The following is a 17015-nucleotide window of genomic DNA, read 5'->3' on the forward strand; positions in this document are numbered from 1 at the left end:
GTGTCCCGGCCGGGGAGGCGGCGCCGCGGCGGGTCTCCCGGCGGGCGCACGCCGTGGGGCGTCGCCGAGCAGGAACGTGTCGTCGCCGCGGAGCACCGCCTGGTGCACCCGCCGCAGCTCCTCGCCCGGCTCGACCGCCAGGTCGTCGACCAGCCGGCGGCGCAGCTGGGTGAACACCGACAGCGCGTCCGCCTGCCGGCCGCTTCCGTACATGGCGCGCATCAGCAGCCCGGCCAGCGCCTCACTGTGCGGGTGCGTCGCCGTCAACGCGGACAGCTCGCTCACCGCCTCCGCGTACCCGCCCAGGCGCAGCTGGCATTCGAGCTTGTGCTGCAACAGGGCGATCCTGCGCTCGGTCAGCCGCAGCCGCTCCCCCTCCGCGAACGGTCCGGGCAGCCCGCTCAGCGGCTCACCGTGGAACAGCTTCAGGGCCCTGGACCACGTGTTCACCGCGGCCCGCAGATCGCCGGAGTCCCGCGCCGACGCGGCTTCGACGGCGATCTCCTCCAGCCGTGCCGTGTCCACCCGGGCGCCCTCGCTGACGAAGCGATATCCGCCCCGATCACGGCTGATCACGGTGTCCTCGGCGCCGGCGGCGCGCAGGCGCTCACGCAGGCGGTGCACGTAGACCGGGATCACCTTGCCGCCGGTGCCGGGCGGCTCCGCACCCCAGATCCCGTCGAGCAGCTCCTGCCGGCTGACCGTCGCGTCCGGCCGCAGCATCAGGGCGACCAGCAGGGCCTGCTGGCGGACCGGGCCGAGATCCAGCGGGACGTCGCCGAGCCACGCCCGTACCGGACCGAGCACCGTGAACCGCAGTTGCCGAAGGGGCGATCCCATCACGCACTCCCGCTCTCGGCGGCGACCGCCTGGAACGAAGGGGAGGCGCCCAGCACGTCGAACCGGAGCCGCGGGTCGACGGAGTTCGCCGCGAGCATCGCCATCAGGAAGGCGTTCACCAGGAAGCGCCGGAGCGTCGCGCGATCCATGTCCCGGTGTTCGAGCCAGCGCAGCACGCACTGGTGGAGGAAGGTGAGCTGCCCGTCGATGGCGGTCCTGAGCACCGCCGAGCCGTGTACGGTCTCCGGGTCCGCCGGGCTCATCCGCGCGATGTGCTCGACGAAGCTCTCGACTCTCCGCTCGCGCTGGGCCTTGGTCACCTCGGCGACACCGGGGATGCCGATGCGCCCTTCGACGAGCGCGACGTAACCGACGGCGTGCTCCTCGGCGTAGGTGATGAGGCCGTCGATGGCGCACTCGAGCTGGCGCAACGGCGGGAGGGAGACGTCCGGCTCCGTGGCCGCGACGAGCTCCTCCGTCGCCGCCCGCACCACTGCCACGAGGAACTCCTCCCGGTCATGGAAGTAGTGGTACAGCAACCCCTTGGAGACGCCGGCCGCACGGGCGACCGTGCCGACCGACAGCGTCTCCACCGACTGCGTGCCGAGCAGTCCGACGCCGACGCGCAGAAGCTGCTCGCGCCGCTGGTCCGTATCGAGGCGAACCCTGACCATGGCGGCAAACTAGCAGTATTGACCGCTCGTTCAATAGAGTTCCGCAAAAAAGCGCAGGCCGGTGCTCGGCGGGGAGCACCGGCCCGCGGGCCGTACCGGCCAGTACTCCCGTGAGCGAGCACCGGCCACATGTCATCAGGAGGCCGCGATGCGCTCGCCCAGCCAGTCCGCGAGCGTCTCCGTGGCGGGCCTGCCCGTGCCGTCGACGGAGGACGTGCCGTACGCCGTGTGGACCCCGGAGCCGTAGAAGACCGCGGCCTGGACGCTTTCACTCACCACGTTCTGGGGGGTGAGATCGTCCTTCACCAGGTCCGTGAGGGTGCCGTTCGGCAGCTTGAGCCCGGCCACCTGCAGACCGTGCTCCCCCAGGTCGAGGACCTCCGGAAGCATTCCGTACACGTTGACGCCGAAGACGTTGTTCAGCGACTTCACCGGATGCTTCTGGTCGATGACCGGCGGATGCCCGGGGTCGAACCTCTCCAGAGCTGTCTGCATCTTGCGCAGGTCTCGGACGATCCGAAGCCAGTCGACCCGGTCGAGGACGATGAGCGCCCGCCCGACCGTCTGGGCGTTCTGGTCGGGCACCAGTTCCAGCGCCGCTCCGATCGCCTTGAAGTCGATGTCGTCGGCGACCTGGGCCAGCGGCATGAGCCGGTCCTCGATGGCGTTCACCGAGCGGTAGGTGCCCTTGACGTCACCCTTCTTCATCTGCTCGGGGAGAGCCCTGGCGGCCTTGGTGATGCCGGCGAAGTCGATCTTCGTGAGCTTGAGGATGTTGTTGGCCTGCCCCAGCAGATGCATCGGCTGGAGCGCCAGGAGGATCGTCGTGATCTGCGCCACCTGGCCCGCCGGCATACCCGCCAGCGGCGCGATCTTGGTGGTGGCGTCGGCGGCGACCGAGACCAGGGAGTTCAGGTCCTTGCCGGACGCCGCGGTGCTCGCCCGGTCGAGGTCGCCGGCGAGCCCGGTCATGTCGATCTGCCCGAGGGTCTGCAGCACCTGGCCGGCGTCATGGGTCTGCGGGTCGGCCAGCAGCGCGTTCACCAGCAAGGGGTTGGACGCGAGCCTGGCCAGCGCCTGCAGGGGCTGGATGGCCGCGGTGAGGTTCGTCGCGGTCTTGGCCGCGCCCTTGGTGTCCTTGCGCTTCGCCTGGCCCGCGAGTTTCTTGATGCCGGAGGGCAGCAGGCTGAGGTCGGGGTTCTTCCCGTCTTCCTTCTTGTCAGGGTCGTCGGTCCTGCTCGGGTCGGGCGACCGGGTGAGATCGTCGTTGGCGCCGGCGAGCAGGTTGGTCAGGCCCACATTGCCCAGGACGGCGCCGAGGGCCAGTGTCAGGTGGTTGCTCTTCGGCGAGGCGCAGTACAGGTCGCCCTTGAGGCAGACCTCGGCCACCTTGCCGTTCAGGGCGTCGTATCCACCCTTGCGCGGGCCGAGAAGTCCCTGAGTGCCGGGCAGGTCGTTGCCCAGGACGACTTCGCCGTCCGTGCCCTTCTGCGGGTCGGCCAGGTTGCCGCCGGCGATGAGGTCGGAGGCCGGGACCGGGCCGCCGCCGTTCCCGACCTGGGCGAGGAGATCGCCGACGATGTCCGCGCCCTGGCTGTAGCCGACGCCGACGAACCTGGTGCCGGGGCACGACTGAGAGATCCTGGCGACCGCGGCCCGGGCGGCCTTGAGGCCCGCCTGCTCCGAGTCGGCGTAGGTCTCGTTCTGAGTGAAGGCCTGGGCGTCGTACGGCACGGTGTAAGTGGAGACCCGCGAGCCGAACCGCTGCTGGAGACGGTCCGTGACGCCCTTCAGCATGCCCGTCGCGGCGTTCGGATCCGCGGAGGGGGTTGTCTCCCAGGTCCCGGGTACCGAGACCACCTTCACCGGGCTGCAGGTGACCTCAGAGTCGGCGCGGGCCGGGCTCTGCGGGGTGAGGGTGGTGGCGGCCACGGTCGCGCCGGCCGCCGTAACGGCCAGCGCGGCCAGTCCCAGCCTTCGTACGCGCCGTTTTCCCATTCTTCTCGCGTTTACCATGGAATGCATTTCCTTCCTTGCTGTTCGGGGGATTTTGGGCGCGCCTCGGGGAGGGGCATGGCGGACGCGCCGGAAGGTTGCAAAGGAGGGGAGTCGCTGCGAAGTTAGTCAGGCCCGTTGAAATCCCGATGACACAACAATTACCTGCGGACGCGATTCATTAATTCTCCTGGCATGGCGTTATGGATGCATTCCCGTGGGCAGCGGCCACCTCCGTACGGGATGAGCTGATCGATCGGCGCGCATTCGACAGGGCGCTTCGCGGTCGCGGGTCGCGGGTGCTGGAGCACAAGGACGTCGACCGCGCACTGCCGCCCGTTCCCTGCGGATCGACCTCACCGACGACGGCCGGTTCGCGACTCCCCCTCGCGCCGAAGGCGTACTCCTCCGGCGGCCCGACCAGACGCCTACGCGCGTACGGTCGTGACCGATACGGCGGGCCCACGACGTCCACGCAATCCTGATCGCCGAAGGTGTTCGAGACGCCCGGCGCGCGAGGCGTAAGCCGTGCTGTCGCGCCGCGGACCGCCACACGGCAGTCGTCCTGACCTCAGCCGCAGAGCGCGTCCGACCACCGTCGCCTCGCCGAACCACAACCGCGCGGCGATCACCTCATCCGGCATACCGCCGCAGGTCGAGCGCCGTACGCCCGGCCGGACTTGCCATGCGCTCGGCGGGATGGACGCCGTCACACCGACCCTGCGCGCCTTCTTCGCGAAATCACGGCATGTCGCCATTTAGTGCACGGATCCTCGCCAATCAGCGCACAGAGGTTTATACGGCAACGAATTCCAGACGCCGGACACTAGGCTTTCGCCGCGATGACCTGGTCAGGTCTTGGCGGAAGGCTGGGGAGATGAATACAGGTGGCCGCACCGGCCGCGGAAAGCGCGTGCGGGCCGCAGTGGCCCTGGCGACTCTGGGCGTGCTGGTCGCGGGCTGTTCGGGCGGGACGAAGAAGCCGCCACGGCCGCTGACGATGGCGGACGTCGCCACGGCCGTCGCCTCGGCGCCGCTGCTGCACTGGACCGGTTCCTGGAACGCCTACGACCAGTCACTGACGCTCGACCTGCGCGCCATGGGCAACGGCGACGCCATCGGCACCGTGACCGACGGGGGCGACTCGGCGCAGGTCGTGGTCGTCGACGGGTCGCGGGTGCTGCTCAAGGCCGGCAAGGCGTACTGGCGGCACGGCGACACCTCGGCCGCCGACGCCGCGCGCTACGCCGGCCGGTGGGTGGACGAAGGCGGCAGCATCTGGGGCGCCTCGCTCGGTGACCTCTCCCCGCACAAGCTGGGCGAAGCGCTCAAGAGCGGCGCCACGGACGCTGTGGGCAAGCCGTGGACACCCGCGCCACCGACGGCGACACCCACGCCGACGCCGACCGTGGTGCCCCTGCCCGATCCGTCGAGCGTCCCGTCCGGTGCGGTGCGCTTCATCGTTGATGAGTCGCTTTCGTCCTTCCCCGCAGGGACGTTCTGGGCATCGGCGTCGTCCCCGCATACGCTCGTCGGCTACGCCGGTGTGAGCCTGCCCGGGGAGAAGGACGACTACGACCCTCCGGTGAAACAGTCCAGTTTCTCGGTACAGGCCGGCGGCGTTCAGGACGCCCGAGCGGCGTACACGGAACTGGCCGCCCAGGCCCGCGCACTGCCGAAGACGATGGTCGTGGAGGGCGGTTTCTCGACGGACTTCAGCGTGGACAATGTGGATCTGCCGACGCACTGCCGGAGCGGCAACTGCCACATCAAGGTGACCGGGCACGACGAGTCGGACGAACAGCGATCCGTACGGGCGAGTGTGCGCGTCACGATCTACGGCAGCAGGTCGATGTCCGGCGGCAGCGAGAAGGCGGTCGGCGACTGTGTCGCGAAGCTGCCACTAGCCGCGCCGGGCAAGACCGTCCACGGCTCCTGCAACGTGACCGACCCCCGGGTCGACCGTTTCTGGAACTCGATTCCCGGTTCCTTCATCAAGATCGCCTACTGGGACGAGCACCACGTGATCTCAAGCCTGAGCGAGCAGGAATCATTCGACCCAACGTCACTGGTCACCGAACTGACCACCCGCGCGAACAACCCACCCCAGACCACGCCGACCCACACTCCCTGACCGCGCGCGACCTGCCACCTAGACGGAACGAGACGGTTCCGTAGTTGACGGATCGGGTGCGGACACAGTGGCCACTTGAACGCACTGCCCTCCCTCAGCGCCGCTGTATTCGCTCGTACGCCAATGGGCGGTGGACAGGTCCGGAGTCTTCATATGCGCTCCATAGCCTTCCGGATGACACGCCGTGTCTCCACCACAGAGTACGCACGGCTTCGGAACAAGCCATACCTCATGGCGCAGTTCGCGACAGACGGCGGACTTCCAATTAGATTCCCCTGTCGCGCGGCACGCTCCCGCCACGACCTCAGGGTGATGACGTGGGCACGGATCGCCGGGGCTTCATAGGCGTGGGCACATTCACGTTCTCAGCGTGGATATCGGCGCCCTTTCCCCCTCCGCCGAGACGATTTCACGTGCCGGTCGTAATCCTCTCGACACTTCGGAGCCCTAAAGTCGGGGCGTGATCGATGAGGTGGTATCCCCACCCTCGCCTCCCGCAGGCCCACGAAACCGGTTCCTGTTCGCCATCGGGGCAGTGGTGCTCGCCGCGCTCGTGGTCGTGGCCCTCGTATGGTGGGCGCCGGGGACCGGAGGGCACCGCACGTCAGGCGCCGCGGCCTCGCGTTCGTCGGCGGTGGCCGGGCCACCGGACGGCGCCGTGACGGCCTCGCCCCTCATCGCCGCGGCCGTCGCGAGTGTCGTGCGGGTGACCGGAACGGCGCGCTCGTGCGGTCGGCGGCTCCGAGGCAGCGGATTCGTGTACGCCGCGAACCGCGTCATGACACCCGCGCATGTCGTGGCAGGTGTGCGAGGCTCACCGACCGTTGACGACTGGCAGGGACGGTCCTTCAAGGCGACCGTGGTGATATTCGACCCCGGACGGGATCTGGCCGTTCTTCGAGTTCCCGGATTGACGGCGCGTGCGCTGCCCTTCCGGCAGAAGTCCCACGTCGGCGACGCCGGGGTCATCATCGGATACGCACGGAGCGGCGGCCTCACGGAGACACCGGCCAGGCTCCGCTGGATGAACCTCACAAGAGGTCCGGACATCTACCACCGGCGGATCACCGCGCGCCAGGTGTTCACGCTGTACGGGGGAATCGGCCTCGGGATGAGCGGAGGGCCGCTTGTCGCGACGGACGGCACGGTGTCCGGGATGGTCTTCGCCGCCGACCTCATGGACTCGCGGGACAGTTACGCACTCGCCGCATCGGAGCTGGGCGCCCAGGCCGACGCGGGCAGGACCGCCGTCTCCGCGGTCTCCACGGGAGGCTGCTCAGCCTGACCCGTCGCGGCTCTCCGAAGTCGAGCCGTGATCTGATCCGGTCCACATGGCGATCACGCCGTGGGGCGCATCGGCGGCGAACATCAGCCGGAAGTCGGCCCCTTCCGCGGCCGCGGCGGCGGCGCGCGGGAACAGGGCCTCCTCGTACTCGGCGAGCGCGGTCTCGACATCGCCGGGGTGCGCGGCGACGGCCCGGCCGAGTTCGGCGCCGTCGTACATCGCCACGTTGGCGCCTTCGCCGTTCGGGGGCGCGAGGTGGGCGGCGTCGCCGAGCAGGGTCACCCCCGGCACCCGGTCCCAGCGGTGCTCGCCGGGCAGGGTGTAGATGGGGCGCGGGACCAGCGGAGTGTCGCCGCCGGTGATCAGGGCGGTGAGCTCGGGCGCCCAGCCGCCGAACTCCTCGACGACCCGCGCCGCCGCGGCCGCGCGATCGGCGAAGTCGATACCGGCGAGCCAGCCCTCCGGCTTGAGGAGCTGGCCGTACACGTGGAGGGTCCCGCCGCTCTCCCGGTGAGCCTGGATCCCCCTGCCGGGCGCGAGCGCCATCAGTGACCCGCCGCCCACCAACTCCGCCGCCGCGGGGTGGCGGGTGTCGCCGTCGAACAGGAAGGTCTCGACCGTCGAGACGCCGGCGTACTCGGGGGTGGCGCCGGACAGCAGCGGACGGACCCGCGACCACGCGCCGTCCGCGCCGACCAGCAGGCTCGTGGCGACGGCGGCGCCGTCCGCGAAGGCGACCTCGTGGCGACCGTCGCCGAGGGCCCGCACGCCGACGACCTTGTGTCCCCATCGCACGGTGCCGACCGGGAGCGAGTCGAGCAGGAGCCGGCGCAGGTCGCCGCGCTGCACCTCGGGTCGGTCGCCGGTTCCCTCATCGGGGAGGTCGAGCCACACGGTCCCCTCCCGGTCGAGAACCCGGTAGGACTCGCGGCCCGGCAGGACGAGACCGCGGAACTCCTCGATCAGGCCGGCCGCCTCAAGCGCCGGCTGCCCGTTCCAGGGGTGGATGTCGAGTAGCCCGCCCTGGGCACGCGCGGCCGGTGAGGGCTCCGCCTCGTAGACCGTGACCGGGATGCCGTGGACGTACAGGACCCGGGCCAGCACCAGACCGCCGAGACCGGCGCCGATGACCGTGACCGACGTTGCCATGATCTCGCTCTCCCCATTCGATTGGATTGACGATCCAACAGGCTACCACCGCGTTGGATCGACAATCCAAACGGGTGGGCCGGCGGCTCGTGCGAGACTGGGGCTCATGGCGACCAAGGCCCGGCGGACCCCGCGGCGCACCGACGCCCTGTCCAGGGAGTTGATCGTCGAGACCGCGACGCAGATCCTCGACGCCGACGGCGAGGACGCACTGACCCTGCGCGCGCTCACCGGTCGCCTGAGCACCGGGTACGGGGCGCTCTACCACCACGTCGCGAACAAGGGCGACCTGCTCGCGGCGGCCGCCGACGACGTCATCGCCCGCGCCATGACGGACGTGGCCACGGACGCGGAGCCACGGGAGACGCTGCGTGCGCTCGCGCTGAGCCTGTTCGACGCGATCAACGCTCACCCCTGGATCGGCGCTCAGCTCAGCCAGGGGCCGTGGCAGCCCGCACTGCTGGAGATCTACGAGAGCATCGGCGAGCAACTCCAGGCGCTCCACATTCCCGAGCAGGCGCTGTTCGACTCGGCGGGCGCGCTCATGAACTACATCCTCGGCGTCGCCGGCCAGAACGCCGCGAACGCCCGGGTCCGCGCCGACAAGGGGGTGGACCGGACGGCCGCCCTCGCGGCCGTCGCCGCACAGTGGGCGCGGCTCGACCCCGCCAGGTACCCGCGCCTGCACAAGGCCGCGGCGCGGCTGGGCGAGCACGACGACCGCCGCCAGTTCCTGGCCGGCATCGACCTCTTCCTCGCCGGCATCGAGACGGTCCACGGTCAGGGCGAGGACGACTGAACCCGGCCTCAGAGTCTTCGCTCGCCGCCTGATACGGGCATTCGGTCAGCCGCCGAGCGGTTCGTAGAACGAATCGATGGCGGGCCGGCCGGTGTGGTTCGGGCCGGCCTGGTCGTCGGCGCCGAGATCGCGGTACGAGAGCCGGACCCGCCCGCCTCCGCGCCGTGCGATCCGACGGCGTCGTAGGCGAACCCCTGAGCGGGCGACCCGACGGTGCCTCGTCCGCGCGGCGGACCGGGCGGGCGGCGAAGTACCCGCCCTCGACGAGCCGGGAGGCGACGCGTGTCAGCGTGCCCAGCCGTACTGCGGCCCGTGCAAACGCGTGATCAGGTCGAACCGGCCGTCGGGAACCCACTCGGTCAGGCGCAACGCCGGAGAGAACGAGTCCGCCAGGTCGAACCCGACGATCTGGACGCGTTCCGCCAGAACCCGTTCGGCCACGAGCCGGGCGCGTCCCCTCTCGCAGCACAGGTCCAGCCACCGTACGGGGGTCGGCCGCGCACCCGGCGCGTGAGTTCGGCCGTGACCGTTCGAACCGCTGAGCGACCGCTCGCGGTTCATCGCGCAGTCGGCCGCCACCGACGTCCAGCAGCACGTACCCGGCACCCACGTCAGGCCGACCAAGGTCCGATCGAACGCTCGTGCGGCGGTGAAAGGCCGATCCGGAGGAACGCGGCCGCGACGGCGGCGGCCAGGACCACGGCGGCTGCCACGATGAGGGCGCCCCGGTAGCCGTGCTGGAGCAGCGGAGTCACGATCAGCGGCCCGGCGATCTGGCCGGCGGAGTAACCGGCGGTCAGCAGCGCGACCGAGCGCGGGAACCGCAGGTCGGTTCCCGTGGCGAGCGCGAGGGTGCTGACCCCGACGAACGTGCCGCCGAACAGGGCCGCCGAGACCAGCGCCGCCGCCACTCCCCCGGCCAGTGCGGGCAGGGCGACGCCGACCGCCTGCACGATGAGCGCGGCGAGCAGGAGACCAGGGCGGGACCAGCGCCGATGCGGCCATGACCACAGGGCGGCGGACGGTACGGCCGCCAGGCCGACCACGACCCAGGCCGCGCTCCCGATCCAGGCGGGGGCTCTCTGCTCGATCGCGGCGACCAGGAAGGTGCCCGCGATGATGTAGCCGACGCCTTCCAGCGTGTAAGAGACGAACAGGGCGACGAACCGGCGGCGGACGCGCCGCCCTCCCGTACGGTCCCGCCCGGAGTTCACCGGCTCGGGCTCCGGTTCCGTCCTCAGGTTCCACGAGGGGACGGCGAGCAGGACGACCAGCCCGGCGGCGGCCCACCACGCGACGCGCCAGTCCGCGACGGAACGCAGGATCAGCACCAGCGACCCCGACAGCACGATGCCGGCGCCGATACCGCCGAAGGCCCAGCCCGGCCGGTGGACCGGGTGGCCGCGCAGGTGCTCCAGGACGGAGCCGACGGCGATGACGAAGATCAACGCGCTGGTCACGCCCGCGGACAGCCGAAGCGCCAGCCACAACCCGGTCGCGTGCGTCAACGGCATCGCGGCGAGGGTCACGACGAGGACCAGGAGCGAGCAGCGCAGGACGGCCGGGGAGCGCACCAGCCGTGGCAGGAGGATGCCGCCGAGGGCGCCGGCCAGGTAGCCGGCGTAGTTGGCGGTCGCCAGGCTCGCACCGGTCCCGGCCGACAAGCCGGCCTGAGCGGTCATCAGGGGAAGGATCGGGGTGTAGACGAACCGGCCGACGCCCATGCCCGCCGCGAGCGCGGCGGCGCTGTGGACGATGTGGGCCCGGGACGAGAGGGCCGCGCCGGCGTGGGGGACGCCGCGCTTTTGCAGCGATGCGGAGCACATGGGGGGTTCCTCGGCGATGCGGGCGATGGGGGCTCACGCCTCCGGCGGGAAGCCGTGGGGGCGCGTACGGTCAGGACAGGGCCGTCTGCCGGCCCTCGACCGCAGGGTGTGACGCGGCACGCCTGGTCACGGTCTTCCTTCGGCCCGGTGACAAGCGGCCGTGGCGTGCTGACGCGTTTCCCATGCCCCTCACGATGCGGGGTTCACCGGCGGCGGCGCCACGACGGGATTCCTCCCTGCTGGTAGGCGCGGCCTCCCAGCGCCGTACCATGACGGAAATGGAGCTTCGTCAACTGCGATACTTCGTCGCGGTCGCCGAAGAGCTCAACTTCGGCCGCGCCGCCGAACGCCTGTTGATCGCCGGTCCGTCCCTCTCCCAGCAGATCAAGGCGCTCGAACGCGACCTCGGCGTACGGCTGTTCGACCGCGACCGCCGCTCGGTCAGCCTCACTCCGGCCGGAGCGGCCCTGCTTCCGCACATTCGCGCCGTACTGGAACGGGCCGACGACGTCCGCGGCCGCGCGGCACGGATGTCCGGTTCCGAGCCGGTTCGGCTCGGGTACGTCAGCCGGCTCCCCGCGGATCTGGTCGCCCGTGTCTCCGTGGTGGCCCGACCGCACATCGACGCCTGGGTCGCGCCCTCGCACACGCAGGCGGCCCGGGTCTCCGCCGGCAGCCTGGACCTCGCGGTGTGCCGGGTGTGCACGGACGACCTCGAACAGCACGGGCTGAACGCCCGGCTCATCGGCGCCGACCGGCTCTACGCGGTCGCGACCGGCACCGGCCCCGGCGACGTCCGCGTCCAGGACACGACCGTCCTGTTCTCCGACGACACCGCGACCTGGCGTTCGTGGAACGCCTACGCCGAACAGCTCGTCCGCGACACCGGCGCCCACGCGATGCGCATCCCCGACTCCGGCATCACCGGATCCGGTTTCTTCGACCTTGTACGCCGCAGCCCGCGCCCGATCGTCAACACGCCCAAGAGCCAGACCGCCGCGCTACCGCCCGACCTGGTCGAACGCCCGCTGGTCGCACCACGGGTCTACTGGGCCTGGTCCCTCGTCTGGCGGCGCGACGAGGTCCGGACCGCCGTGCTGGCCACCGTCGACGCACTCACCGACGGCGTGGGCGACCTGGGCATCCACGACCCGGACGCCTGGCTGCCCGAAGACGACCCCCACCGGCGGTAGTCGTCTCACCCGGCGGACTCGTCGAGGAGATGCGCGTTCCACACGGCCGCCGCCTGCTCGTGGGAGTCGACTCCGGAGAAGAACGTATCGGCCAGTGCCGTGTAGTCCGGATCGTCGAAGCCCGTGGCGCCGACGAACTGGGGCCGGTAAACGGCGAAGCCCTGCGGGGCCGGCTGCGGCCGATAGGGGATGGCGATCTTCAATGACCTCCGTACCGGAAGATATTCGACGGCGTCGACGACCAACGCATCGACCTTTCCCGTGTCGAGGTGAAGGTAGGCGTCGGCGACGAGCACGGCGCGAACCCAGCCGTCGCGCCCTGCCTCCAACGCTTCCCGACCGGCTCTCGCGGCGTCGGCGATATCGTCGAACATGAGGCGATCCATGCCCTGACCGCCGTCCACCTGCTCGTGGCCGAGCAGGGGAATCAGCGTCGCCCCGTCGGAGACACTCCAGACACCGTGCGCGGCGAAAAACCCGGCCATCCCGGCAATCTCGTACATGACCGGCCAGCGTACCGAGCCCGGACGGTCCCGCCCGGGAGTCGGCGACGGTGAGGACCCGGACGGGCCCGTGGAGGTCTCCTCGCCCCCGGTGAACCCGCCGGTGCCGTCGAGCGCCCCTTCATGACCGCCGAGACTCGGGAACAGGTGGCCCCGGCGGACGGCGAAGCCGACCCGCGCCTGAGCGGGCTCCGCGTGCTCGGCCGGGCCATCGGCTCCATCGTGGCGCCGACGACCCTGCTCACCACGCTGCTGTACTACTTCGGCTGGTCGTTCTCCTACACCTTCTATGGCGACTTCGGGGTCAGCTACACGGTGGTCGGGCTTGGCACGACGGACTATCTGATCACCAGCGTGGACGGGCTCTTCGAACCGACGGCGATCCTTGGGGCGGCCGTGCTGCTCGGGCTGTGGGGCCACTCCGCGTTCGGCGCGCGTCTCCACATGATCCGCTGTCTCATTCCGGGTGTCGCGGCGGCGGGAGCCCTGCCGACCTCCCCGAACGTCACCCTCTACAGCGAGAAGAGCCTGAACCTGCACGTACCCGGTGTCCGTGAGACTCGCTGCGGTACGCCGCAGACCGCGTTCGCGTACCGCTACGACGGGCTGAAACTCCTCCGGCGATCCGGCGACCAGTACCTGTTCCTGCCCCAGGGGTGGACGCGTCAGAACGGCCTCGCCGTCCTCATCTCCCGCAACGACTCGACACGACTGGAGTTCTCCCTGGCCACCGGCCGGACGACCCCGGTGCCCGCGTGTTGACCAGAACTCACGGGGCGTCGTCGGCGGCGATGCGGTCGAGCCACTCATGCAGCAGGATCCGCTCACCTTCCGTCAGGGCGTTCGTCTCCGGCAGGACGGCGCGGAGGGCGACGGCGGCGCCGACCGGTCCCGTCGGGGCCGGAACGGGCACGTCGGTGGTGATCGCGGCGATGACCGCCTCCCGGGCCAGGTGGGACAGCCGCGGGTCACGGGCTTGTTCCGGGAGGGCGATGAGGGTGAGCGTCGTACCGCTCCCGGCGGCGTGGACGAGTTGCGCCGCGCGCTCCTCGCCGACCTTCAGGCGGCCCGCCCGGGCGATCCTGCCGATGTGCTCGGCGAGGATCTCGAACGCGGCGGCGGCCGCCGGTGACGCGGAACCGTGGCGGGGGTCGCCGTACATCAGCGCGTAGAGCTCGGGGTTGGCCAGGCCGAAGCCGACGTGCAGGTCCCACCCGGCACGAAGGTCCTCCACCGGGTCGTCGCCGGGTTCATGTTCGGTCTTGCGGCGCAGGTACGTGGTGATGCCGTAGGTCGCCAGCGCGTCGAGGAGCCCGCGTTTGTCGCCGAAGAGGCGGTAGATGGTCGGGGCCTGGACCCCGGCGGCGGCGCCGACGGCCCGCGTCGAGACCGCCTCCCGGCCGCCCTCCGCGAGAAGGTCGGCCGCCGCGGCGAGGATCCGCATCCGCGTGTCCTCCCGCGTACCGGCCGGGGCGGCGAAACCGGCATCGTCCATGAATCGATGCTAACAGCATGACGTTAGCGCCTTGTCGATATCGGTGCTAACGTCGCAGCGTTAGCGGCGATAAAGCGCCGCCATGACTGGAGGCCGACATGATCATCCTCACCGGCGCCAGCGGTCAGCTGGGCAAGGCGACCGTGCGGCGGCTGCTCGAACGCGTCCCCGCCGAGCGGATCGGCGTGAGCGTCCGCGACCCGGAGAAGGTGCCGGAGCTCACGGCACGCGGTGTCCGCGTACGCCGGGGCGACTTCGAGGACCCCGCGAGCCTGGCCCACGCCTTCGAGGGGGCGTCACGTGTCCTCATCGTGTCCACCGGCACCTCGGGTGAGGCGGCGGTGCGCCACCACCGCACGGCGATCGACGCGGCCAAGGAGGCCGGGGCGGGCCGCATCATCTACACCAGCCACATGGGCGCGAACCCGGCCTCGCCCTTCGCGCCGATGGTCGACCACGCCGCCACCGAAACCGCGTTGCGGGACTCGGGCGTGCCCTTCACCTCCCTGCGCAACGGCTTCTACGCGGCGAGCGGGGCCATGCTGCTCGACGACGCGCTCCGAACGGGCGAACTGGCCGTGCCGGAGGACGGCCCGGTGTCCTGGACCGCCCACGCCGACCTCGCCGAGGTCACCGCGCTGGCGCTGACCGGTGACGGTGGACTCGACGGCCTGACCCCCGCCCTCACCGGCTCCGAGGCGATCGACATGACCAGGATGGCGGAGATCGCCTCAGAGCTGACGGGCCGGACGATCCGCCGGAGCGTCGTGTCCGACGAGGCGTACCGAGCCGGACTCCTCGCGCACGGCCTTCCCGAGCCGGCGGCCGACCTGCTGCTGGGCATCTTCGCCGCGAGCCGAAAGGGCGAGTTCGCCGAGGTCGACCCGACCCTCGCCCGCCTCATCGGCCGGCCGCCGGTGTCGTTCGGACAATTCCTCGCCACGGCCGTGTCACCGGCGAGGTGAGACGCCGGCCTGCGGGTGGTCGGCCTTTCAGCGCGGCCTCGTCGAGGCGGTGCGGAAAACGCGGGCGGCCGGGCGAGCACGATCAGGCGGCCGGTGCCGCGGCCTCGTTCAGCTCGCGCAGCTCGGCGTCGCCGACCAGCCGCCGGTTCAGCGCCTCCAGGGTCTCGCCCTTGGTCTCGGGTGCGGACAGCACGCAGATCAGCACGCCGAGCACGCCCGCCGCGACGAAGAGCCACAGCGCGTCGGAGATGCCCCACGCGGCGACCATGTCGGGGAAGACCAGTGTGCCGATGATGCCGCCGACCCGGCTCGTGGCCGCGGCCAGGCCGGTGCCGCTCGCGCGCAGCGAGGTCGGGAAGAGCTCGGTCGGGTAGACGAAGTCGAGGATGCCCGGCCCGGCGTTCGCGCACAGCACGGCGAGCGCGAAGAGCATCACCACGACCGTCAGCGGCGGTGACGGGATCAGCGCGAGGACGGCGAGCGCGACGACCAGCCCGATGAAGGAGACGATGATCAGTGGCCGCCGGCCGACGCGGTCGACGACGGCCACGCCGACGGTCGCTCCGGCGACACCGAGCAGGCCGACCACGCACGACCCGATACTGGCCTCGGTCGGCGTCGAGGCGAGCTGCCCGAGGATGGTCGGCGTGTAGATCGTGATGCCGTAGTAGGTGAGCGTGTACATGAACCAGAACCCGCAGCAGAAGAGCGTCAGGCGCAGCATCCGCCCGGTCAGCAGCCGGCTGAACGGCGCCTGCACGGGACGCGCCTCCACCTCCGCGACCGGCCGGCCCGACAGGTCGGAGAGCACGGCGGCCGCCTCGGCGCTGCGGCCCTTGGACTGCAGCCACCGCGGCGACTCGGGGACCTTGCTGCGCAGGTAGATGACGACGGCCGCGAAGAGCCCGCCCAGCAGGAGCATCCAGCGCCACGAGCTCGCGCCGAGCGGCGCGAACGCCAGCCCGGCGAGGTACGCGGTCGCGGAGCCGGCGAACCAGGTGGCGCCGAGCCCGCACATCAGCATCCCGCGCCGCCGAGCGGGCGCGAACTCGGCCAGCAGCGTGGAGGAGATCGAGTAGTCGGCGCCGAGCCCCAGGCCGAGCAGGAACCGGAAGACGAAGAGCTCCCAGTAGTTCTGACTGACCGCGGTGAGCACCGCGAAGACGAAGAAGCAGATGAGGTCGACCAGGTACATCTTCTTGCGGCCGAGCCGGTCGGTGAGGCGGCCGAGCACGAGCGCACCGACCAGCATGCCGAACACGGCCGAGGCGGCGAGCGGCCCGGTCATCGACGACGGGATCGACCACTGCTTGGTGAGGACGGGGAGCGCGACCGCGATCACCGCGAGGTCATAGCCGTCGAGGAACATGCCCGCGACGGACAGTGCCGTCACCTTGCGGTGGAAACCGCGCAGTTCCTCGGAGTCCAGGACGGAGAAGCCGGTCGTGGTCACGCGAACTCCCGTTCAGCTGCGAGCGGGCGGGTGCTGCTGGGTACTCAAACGTTCTAGCAGCTCGGTCCGTCACCGTCCAGACACCGGTTACTGTTGTGCTCGTGGCAGGTCCCGGCGGCAACGCACCGACACAGCACGACGTCGCCCGCGCCCTCGGCATCTCGGTGTCGGCGGTGAGCCTGGCCCTGAACGACCGGTCCGGCGTGAGCGACGATCTGCGCGCCCGGGTACGGCAGACGGCCGCCGACCTCGGCTACCGGCCCAACACCTCGGCGGTGGCGCTGCGCACCCGCCGGTCGCAGACGATCGGCCTGCTCATCCGCAACCTGGCCAACCCGTTCTTCCTCGACGTCATCGAGGGTTTCGAGGCGGTGTGCGCCGGGAGCGGATACGCGCTGATCACCGCGTCCTCGCACTACGACCTGCGGCGCGAGACCGAACTCATGCGGACGTTCATCGCCCGGGGCGTCGACGGGCTGGCGCTGGCACCGGTCGGCGGTTCGCGCGCGGCCGGCGAGTGGCACCACACCACCGGCCGTCCGACGGTCCTGCTCAACGCGGCGCGGCTCGGGCGCGCGCTCCCCGTCCTCCGCACCCACGTCGACGGTGTCTCGGCCGTCGAGCAGGCCGTGAACCATCTCGCCGACCTGGGCCACCGCCGGCTGGCCCTGCTCTCCGCGCCCCGGCGGCGCAGCCCCGACCCC

At 71.0% G+C, this 17015-nt stretch carries 17 protein-coding genes; 7 read left to right on the forward strand and 10 right to left on the reverse strand.

Annotation, left to right across the window (positions count from 1 at the left end; translation table 11 throughout):
* From ACFFNX_RS19965 to ACFFNX_RS19975, 3 genes are all read right to left on the reverse strand, one after another.
* Positions 1-840: AfsR/SARP family transcriptional regulator (locus ACFFNX_RS19965; protein WP_378204104.1), on the reverse strand; the 840-nt coding region annotated here is incomplete at its 3' end.
* Complete coding sequence (locus ACFFNX_RS19970) at positions 840-1514, reverse strand: TetR/AcrR family transcriptional regulator (RefSeq protein ID WP_378204107.1); 675 nt, start codon at positions 1512-1514, stop codon at positions 840-842. The genes ACFFNX_RS19965 and ACFFNX_RS19970, both read right to left, overlap by 1 nt.
* A gap of 135 nt (positions 1515-1649) precedes the next feature.
* A complete protein-coding gene (locus tag ACFFNX_RS19975) occupies positions 1650-3512 on the reverse strand; it encodes a cutinase family protein (protein WP_378204110.1) in 1863 nt (620 codons plus the stop codon).
* A gap of 910 nt (positions 3513-4422) precedes the next feature.
* Between ACFFNX_RS19975 and ACFFNX_RS19980 the strand changes: the two genes are divergently transcribed.
* Positions 4423-5643, forward strand: a complete 1221-nt coding sequence (locus tag ACFFNX_RS19980) for a hypothetical protein (RefSeq protein WP_378204113.1) — start codon at positions 4423-4425, stop codon at positions 5641-5643.
* Between the two features lie 18 nt (positions 5644-5661).
* Here the strand turns inward: ACFFNX_RS19980 and ACFFNX_RS19985 are convergent, their stop codons facing one another.
* Positions 5662-5796: a DUF397 domain-containing protein gene (locus tag ACFFNX_RS19985; RefSeq protein WP_378204116.1), complete on the reverse strand. Its 135-nt coding sequence runs from the start codon at positions 5794-5796 to the stop codon at positions 5662-5664.
* A 307-nt stretch (positions 5797-6103) separates the two neighbouring features.
* Here ACFFNX_RS19985 and ACFFNX_RS19990 point away from each other — a divergent pair, with 307 nt between their 5' ends.
* A complete protein-coding gene (locus ACFFNX_RS19990) occupies positions 6104-6928 on the forward strand; it encodes a trypsin-like peptidase domain-containing protein (protein WP_378204119.1) in 825 nt (274 codons plus the stop codon).
* On the opposite strand, the gene ACFFNX_RS19995 is transcribed toward ACFFNX_RS19990, so the two are convergent.
* Positions 6920-8077: an FAD-dependent oxidoreductase gene (locus ACFFNX_RS19995; RefSeq protein ID WP_378204122.1), complete on the reverse strand. Its 1158-nt coding sequence runs from the start codon at positions 8075-8077 to the stop codon at positions 6920-6922. The genes ACFFNX_RS19990 and ACFFNX_RS19995 overlap by 9 nt on opposite strands.
* Positions 8078-8183: 106 nt before the next feature.
* On the opposite strand from ACFFNX_RS19995, the gene ACFFNX_RS20000 reads away from it, so the two are divergent.
* Complete coding sequence (locus ACFFNX_RS20000; protein ID WP_378204124.1) at positions 8184-8876, forward strand: TetR/AcrR family transcriptional regulator; 693 nt, start codon at positions 8184-8186, stop codon at positions 8874-8876.
* A gap of 285 nt (positions 8877-9161) precedes the next feature.
* Here ACFFNX_RS20000 and ACFFNX_RS20005 read toward each other — a convergent pair whose 3' ends face one another.
* Both ACFFNX_RS20005 and ACFFNX_RS20010 read right to left on the reverse strand, forming a co-directional pair.
* Entirely contained in the window at positions 9162-9500 is a 339-nt protein-coding gene (locus ACFFNX_RS20005; RefSeq protein WP_378204127.1) for a hypothetical protein, read from the reverse strand.
* Positions 9488-10702: a YbfB/YjiJ family MFS transporter gene (locus tag ACFFNX_RS20010; protein WP_378204130.1), complete on the reverse strand. Its 1215-nt coding sequence runs from the start codon at positions 10700-10702 to the stop codon at positions 9488-9490. The genes ACFFNX_RS20005 and ACFFNX_RS20010 overlap by 13 nt, the downstream gene beginning before the upstream one ends.
* 278 nt (positions 10703-10980) lie before the next feature.
* Between ACFFNX_RS20010 and ACFFNX_RS20015 the strand changes: the two genes are divergently transcribed.
* A complete protein-coding gene (locus ACFFNX_RS20015; protein ID WP_378204133.1) occupies positions 10981-11895 on the forward strand; it encodes a LysR family transcriptional regulator in 915 nt (304 codons plus the stop codon).
* Between the two features lie 5 nt (positions 11896-11900).
* Here the strand turns inward: ACFFNX_RS20015 and ACFFNX_RS20020 are convergent, their stop codons facing one another.
* Positions 11901-12398: a hypothetical protein gene (locus tag ACFFNX_RS20020; protein WP_378204136.1), complete on the reverse strand. Its 498-nt coding sequence runs from the start codon at positions 12396-12398 to the stop codon at positions 11901-11903.
* A gap of 123 nt (positions 12399-12521) precedes the next feature.
* Between ACFFNX_RS20020 and ACFFNX_RS20025 the strand changes: the two genes are divergently transcribed.
* Entirely contained in the window at positions 12522-13160 is a 639-nt protein-coding gene (locus ACFFNX_RS20025; RefSeq protein WP_378204139.1) for a hypothetical protein, read from the forward strand.
* A 7-nt stretch (positions 13161-13167) separates the two neighbouring features.
* Here the strand turns inward: ACFFNX_RS20025 and ACFFNX_RS20030 are convergent, their stop codons facing one another.
* Complete coding sequence (locus tag ACFFNX_RS20030) at positions 13168-13893, reverse strand: TetR/AcrR family transcriptional regulator (RefSeq protein ID WP_378204142.1); 726 nt, start codon at positions 13891-13893, stop codon at positions 13168-13170.
* A 98-nt stretch (positions 13894-13991) separates the two neighbouring features.
* Between ACFFNX_RS20030 and ACFFNX_RS20035 the strand changes: the two genes are divergently transcribed.
* Positions 13992-14858 (forward strand): SDR family oxidoreductase, encoded by an 867-nt coding sequence (locus tag ACFFNX_RS20035; RefSeq protein ID WP_378204145.1) that lies wholly within the window; start codon positions 13992-13994, stop codon positions 14856-14858.
* A gap of 82 nt (positions 14859-14940) precedes the next feature.
* Here ACFFNX_RS20035 and ACFFNX_RS20040 read toward each other — a convergent pair whose 3' ends face one another.
* Positions 14941-16311 (reverse strand): MFS transporter, encoded by a 1371-nt coding sequence (locus ACFFNX_RS20040; RefSeq protein ID WP_378204148.1) that lies wholly within the window; start codon positions 16309-16311, stop codon positions 14941-14943.
* Positions 16312-16412: 101 nt separating this feature from the next.
* On the opposite strand from ACFFNX_RS20040, the gene ACFFNX_RS20045 reads away from it, so the two are divergent.
* Positions 16413-17015 (forward strand): LacI family DNA-binding transcriptional regulator (locus tag ACFFNX_RS20045; protein WP_378204151.1); only part of this gene is annotated, 603 nt, incomplete at its 3' end.

Source organism: Actinoallomurus acaciae (assembly GCF_042429965.1).
Classification (GTDB): domain Bacteria; phylum Actinomycetota; class Actinomycetes; order Streptosporangiales; family Streptosporangiaceae; genus Actinoallomurus; species Actinoallomurus acaciae.